The following is a 2,550-nucleotide window of genomic DNA, read 5'->3' on the forward strand; positions in this document are numbered from 1 at the left end:
TGAATTACAGGCTTTGGAATCTTCTTGCGAAGATCAACATTCGGATAGAATAACACGTTTTGCGACTTTAAAACATAGGGCTAAAAACCAAGAAAACTATCTTTTTACACTAGCCAAGTTTAAAGAGAACTATGTTAAAGACGTTAAAAACGATGAATCTATTGCGGCTCTTAAATCTGCCCAAAAATTGAATGAGTGCGGAAACTATCTGCTATTCAAAAATTTCTATACTTTGGGTGAAATCAAACTAACAAAAATCCAAACATGCGGGCAGCATTTGCTTTGCCCTTTCTGCGCTGCTATTCGTGCCTCCCGTGCTGTTACTCGATACGTTCAACGTATTGATGAAGTATTAACGCAAAATCGCAAGCTCAAGCCCGTTCTAATCACGCTCACAGTAAAAAACGGTTCTGACCTACGGGAACGTGCCGACCATCTTCTAAACGCCTTTAGGAAGCTCCTAGAGCGTCGTAGAGACTTCATCAAGAAGGGTCGAGGGTACAACGAGTTTTGTAAGGTTCAGGGCGCTATGTACTCATACGAAAACACGTATAACGAAAAAACAGGTGAATGGCATCCCCATATTCACATGTTTGCACTGGTGGATAGCTGGATTGATCAGCAAGAGTTTGCGGAATATTGGCAAAGCCTCACTGGTGATTCTTATATTGTAGACGTTCGCAGGGCGAAAAAAGAAAAGGGTTCAGGCTATGCGGGAGCAGCAGCAGAGGTCTGTAAGTACGCTTTAAAGTTTGGTGATCTATCGGTTGAAAAGACTTGGGAGGCTTTTAAGATTCTCAAGGGGCGTCGCTTAACTGGCTCATTTGGTCTTTTATGGGGTGTCAAAATCCCTGAAGAAGCTACGGACGAACTTCCAGACGATCAGTCTTTGCCATATCTCGAAATGCTTTACAAATTCAACTATGCCAAGCATTCATACTATGACTTGATTGTTACACGCAACGTAGAGCCAAAGGCGAAAGCGGAACTAGGAGGAGGAGGAGGAGTTGCGACGACGACCGACCGACGTTGTGAAGCTGTAGCATTGGCGACTAAGGACGAAGCTATCATTTTCGGTCGTGGCGAGGGCACGCAGCACGTGAAAATGAAGCGAGGACGCAAAAAAGCCCACTGGAGAATCCCACCTGCTACCCGTGTTCGGGTTCGGCAACGAATCCGAAGATGGGACGGATATTTATATAATATTGACCTATTCCCGTATGTTGAGCATAGGCTATTAGCTTTTATTGGTTAGCCTGTTTCTTGAGAAACGCGTAAGCGTGCATTCTGAAAATTCTACTGCAACACGTAAGAGTTAGAGCAGGCGGAGTGCCTGCGAACTGACGCAATAAAAACTCTTAACTTTCCTTTCCCTGATTACAAAGCTCCCCTTAGCACCTAAGTGGGAGCTTTTAGCAATCCCGCAGGGTTGCGCCACAAAGAATAATGATATATAAATAACTCACCAGTTAAGCTACTTTAATTTTTTTACATATACAGGGTATATCATTATGACTGAGCCAACTAATTTAGATTTGTTTGTTGCTGAACTTAAAAAAACAGGTCGTTCTAGCTATCACGGTGCATATTTTCAAGTTCCTTTCCGTATCCAATTGCATCTTCATGCGAAAGTTGAATCTCTTGCAAAACACTTAAACAGCTCTCGAAATAAAGTCTTGAATGATCTTTTGGCTATTGCTCTTGATCAGGTTTATTTATCTTTAAATCTCGATGAAGACACTTTGCATGACATTCAGGTTGAGGAGGGGCGGATTCTTCAGGATTTATTGAAGGATCGCCAGTCAATCAATTCTGGAGATATGGCGGATGACTAATTTTGAGGTTACGGCTAACAAGCCTATGGCTTCACTTGATGAAGCTGCTTCATATTTTAAAAAAGTGTTGCAGGAGCATTTAGATAAAAAACGTGACATCACGTTATTTGCTATTGCTGTTGTTGAGGGTCGATTAAAAGTGATTGAGGGTTTTCCAAGATGATTAAGTTAGAGGGAACAGTATTAAACGTCTTTACTCAACAAGGCGGAACAAACAAGAAAGGCGAAGCCTTTGAAGATCGTGACAAGGTGCAAATTTTGGGAGCTATGGAGCTTCCAAACGGTGATGTAAAAAATGAGCTTTTTACATTATCAGTCGAAAATCATCGTGATTTTATCGACTTCTTAAATCAAAAAATTTCTATTGCTGTTGGAGCAATGGCAAGCGGACGTAATGTGATTTTTTATGTCGCAAAAGGCGCACAGCCTGAATTAGCAAAAACCGTGTGAAACACGAAAAAAAACAGTGAGTTAGGCTTGCCTACTCGCTGTTTTTTCTTTCTCTTGATACTATTGATTAAAGTGGGGACAAAAATTGACTAAAAAAGGCAATAAAAAAGCCCATAATTCGGCTGCTTTGGCGGGCGTTGAATTACAGGCTTTGGAATCTTCTTGCGAAGATCAACATTCGGATAGAATAACACGTTTTGCGACTTTAAAACATAGGGCTAAAAACCAAGAAAACTATCTTTTTACACTAGCCAAGTTTAAAGAG

The 2,550-nt window shown here is 41.2% G+C and carries 4 protein-coding genes and 1 pseudogene; all 5 read left to right on the plus strand.

The window, feature by feature from the left end; translation table 11 throughout:
* Positions 1-1,255, plus strand: a 1,255-nt coding sequence (locus FTV42_RS16195) for a protein rep (RefSeq protein ID WP_180039200.1), incomplete at its 5' end; no start/stop codon positions are given.
* A 256-nt stretch (positions 1,256-1,511) separates the two neighbouring features.
* Positions 1,512-1,835, plus strand: coding sequence for a hypothetical protein (locus FTV42_RS16200; RefSeq protein ID WP_179991768.1), 324 nt, complete (start codon positions 1,512-1,514; stop codon positions 1,833-1,835).
* Positions 1,828-1,998 carry a hypothetical protein gene (locus FTV42_RS16205; protein WP_179995794.1) on the plus strand — a complete coding sequence of 57 codons (171 nt, stop codon included), beginning with the start codon at positions 1,828-1,830 and terminating at the stop codon, positions 1,996-1,998. Before FTV42_RS16200 ends, FTV42_RS16205 begins: the two co-directional genes overlap by 8 nt.
* On the plus strand, positions 1,995-2,285 hold the full coding sequence (locus FTV42_RS16210) for a hypothetical protein (protein WP_179991767.1): 291 nt from the start codon (positions 1,995-1,997) through the stop codon (positions 2,283-2,285). The genes FTV42_RS16205 and FTV42_RS16210 overlap by 4 nt, the downstream gene beginning before the upstream one ends.
* An 85-nt stretch (positions 2,286-2,370) precedes the next feature.
* A pseudogene (locus FTV42_RS17425) lies at positions 2,371-2,550 on the plus strand (replication protein); the annotation flags it as partial.

Source organism: Acinetobacter sp. YH16052 (assembly GCF_013417155.1).
In the GTDB taxonomy this organism is placed as follows: Bacteria; Pseudomonadota; Gammaproteobacteria; order Pseudomonadales; family Moraxellaceae; genus Acinetobacter.

Bases quoted from the DNA above. Each gene is read 5' to 3' on its own strand.
- FTV42_RS16200 (WP_179991768.1), top strand. From the start codon at position 1,512: ATGACTGAGCCAACTAATTTAGATTTGTTTGTTGCTGAACTTAAAAAA.
- FTV42_RS16205 (WP_179995794.1), top strand. From the start codon at position 1,828: ATGACTAATTTTGAGGTTACGGCTAACAAGCCTATGGCTTCACTTGAT.
- FTV42_RS16210 (WP_179991767.1), top strand. From the start codon at position 1,995: ATGATTAAGTTAGAGGGAACAGTATTAAACGTCTTTACTCAACAAGGC.